2 protein-coding genes are annotated in these 2905 nt (G+C 65.1%); both read left to right on the top strand.

The window, feature by feature from the left end; genetic code table 11:
* Positions 1-2561 (top strand): molybdopterin-containing oxidoreductase family protein (locus ACWKY3_RS12135; protein ID WP_449316665.1); only part of this gene is annotated, 2561 nt, incomplete at its 5' end.
* A gap of 3 nt (positions 2562-2564) precedes the next feature.
* On the top strand, positions 2565-2905 hold a 341-nt coding region (locus ACWKY3_RS12130), incomplete at its 3' end, for a 4Fe-4S dicluster domain-containing protein (RefSeq protein WP_449316664.1).

The following is a 2905-nucleotide window of genomic DNA, read 5'->3' as shown; positions in this document are numbered from 1 at the left end:
CCGACCGCCTGCGCTACCCCATGAAGCGCACGAACCCCAAGGGCGATTCCGACCCGGGCTGGGTGCGCATCAGCTGGGACGAGGCGTACGAGCTGTGCTACCAAGGGCTCAAGCAAATCTACGACCGCGACGGCAACCAGGCGTTCACGTTCATGACGGGCACGAGCCGCCAGTGGGGCATCGCCGCGCCGATGTTGGAGAAGCTGGTGGACGGCATCAACGACATGGGTGCCAACCAAATTTGCAAGGGACCGCGCCGCGAGGCGGGTGCCGTGACCATCGAAGACGGCATCCACTTCGAATCGCTGGTGGACCGCCCGCTTGTGCTGGTGCAGTGGGGCACCGACCAGACGCAGTCCAACTACGACGACTCGTGCCGCACGGCGGTTGAGGCGCTCACAAGGGCGCAGACGTTCATCAGCGTGGACCCGCGCAAATCCAACATGGGCAAGGAGGCCGACTACCACCTGGCCCTGCGCCCCGGCACCGACGGCGCGCTGCTTATGGCGTGGACGCGCATTGTCATGGACGAGCAGCTCTACGACGATTTGCTGGTGAAGCGCTGGACGAACGCGCCCTTCCTGTACTGCGAGGACATCGAGCCCACGGGCTGGACGGGCGTGACCGGCATCAACGACGCCGCGTGGTTCGAGGTGAAGACGCGCCTGCTCAAGGAGTCCGACCTGGTGGAGGGCGGCGACCCCAAGAAGTTCATGGTGTGGGACAACATCAACGGCCGCCTGACCTACTTCGACGCCAACGAGGAGGGCGAGCACGCCGGCATGTGGGAGGGCCAGACTGAGCACGACATCCCCACCACCGGCTGGGAGTACGAGCTGGGCGGCTGGGTGCCCGATCCCGTTCCGTTTCCCGTGGACATCGACCCGGCGCTCTGGGGCGAGTTTGACGTCACGCTCAAGGACGGGCGCACCGTGAAGGCCGTGCCCGTGTGGCAGAAGTATTGGGACGAGTGCGTGGACGAGATGACGGTGGAGCGGGCCGCGGAGATTTGCGACCTCGACCCCGACCTCATCCGCGAGGCATGTCTGGCGTGGGCCACGCGCATCGACCCGCGCCGCGGTAACGGCGGCCTTAACACGCAGCTTGCTCCTGAGCAGGTGGGACGCGCCATCCAGAACTTCCGCACCGCCTACATCCTGTCCATCATGACCGACAACTACGACACCCCCGGCGGCAACCGCGGCGAGACGACGCGCACCGTGTCCTCCGGCTCCGCCTCGGTTCCCGCCCCTGGCGCGCGGAGCACGCAGTCGAACTGGGAGAAGCGCTCCCGGTGCGCGGGTGCTGAGAAGTTCCCCATGACGCGCTGGTGGCATACGTGGGTTGACTGCACGTCGGTGTGGGACGCCATCCACACGGGCGAGCCGTACCCCATCAAGGGCTGCATCTGCTCCACAGGCAATTTCATGAACCAGTCCAACGCCACCTACGGGTTCGAGGCGCTGGGCAAGCTGGAGTTTCTGATGTACATCGACCTGTGGCAGGCGCCGGGCACCGCTATGGCGGATGTCCTGCTGCCGGCCCAGCACTGGCTGGAGGTGCCGGGATTCCCGCGCGCGTCGCAGGGCGCGTCGGGCGGTCTGGGGCTGACGGCGCACTGCATCGAGCCGCCGGCCGAGACGAAGTTCGAGGAAGAGATCATCTGCTCGATGTACAAGAAATTCGGCGTGCCGTTCTACGACACCAAAGACGGCGGCGACGCGTGGGATCGCCCGATTGACGCCTGGTTGGACGCCTCCGTGAAGAGCATCGGCATGACCTGGGACGAGTTCTACACCAAGTTCCAGGAGGAAGGTTGGATCGACTGCAAGGAGTTCTACCCCGAGCGCTGGGGCACCTACCGCCGCTACCTGATGGGTTATTTGCGCGGGAAGGACTCCACGCCGGTGCAGAACATTCCCGGTATGGACACGCCTACGATGAAGGCGGAGTTCTGGTCCACCATCATGGAGAGCCTCATCGACAAAGAGGAGCTTCCGCATTACGAGGAGCCGCCGCTTTCGCCGGTAAGCACGCCGGAGCTGTTCGAGGAGTACCCGCTGAACGCCACCACGGGCCGGCGCATCCCGGTGTACTTCCATTCGGAGCACCGCCAGCTGCCGTGGTGCCGCGAGCAGTGGCCGGTGCCGCGCATGGAGATCAATCCCGCGGACGCCGCGGAGCTGGGCATCGAGCAGGGGGATTGGTGCTGGATCGAGTCGAAGTGGGGCAAGATCCGCCAGACGGCCGACCTCTGCCACGGCGTGAAGCCCGGGGTGGTGAATCTGGAACACACCTGGTGGTATCCGGAATTGAAGCAGGCCGACAAGGGATACGGGCTTTCGTGCTGCAACTGCCTGGTGAACAAGGATGCTCAAGACCCCATCTGCGGCTCCTCCCAGCTGCGCGCCTACCCCGTCAAAGTCTACAAGGCCACCCCGGAAAACTCTCCCTTTGGTAGCCCCTGTCCCTGCGGGGAGGATGGGACGCCGATCATAGCCGACTCGTCGGACCCGCGCTTGAAAGAGTGGTTGCCCGTATACGAGGGAAGGGAGGAGTAAGAGATGACCCAGTACGCAATTGTGACTGACTTAAACCGCTGCACGGGGTGCCTCGCCTGCGCGGTGGCCTGCAAGGTGGTGAACGGGGTGCCCGTGGGAAGCTACTGGAACAAGGTGCTGCGCATCGGCCCCAACCCCAAGTGGGAGGGAGCCGTCAACCCCGACGTGGAGCTCTACTTCCTGCCGGTCGGCTGCCAGCACTGCGAGGAGCCCGAGTGCGTGCGGGTGTGCCCCACCGGGGCCTCGCACAAGCTCGAGGACGGCACCGTCCAGATCGACAAGTCCAAGTGCATCGGCTGCCAGTTCTGCGCCATGGCCTGCCCCTACAACGTCCGCTACCTCAA

It is taken from the genome of Rubneribacter sp. (assembly GCF_965361815.1).
This window is presented reverse-complemented; position numbering and strand designations above follow the sequence as displayed.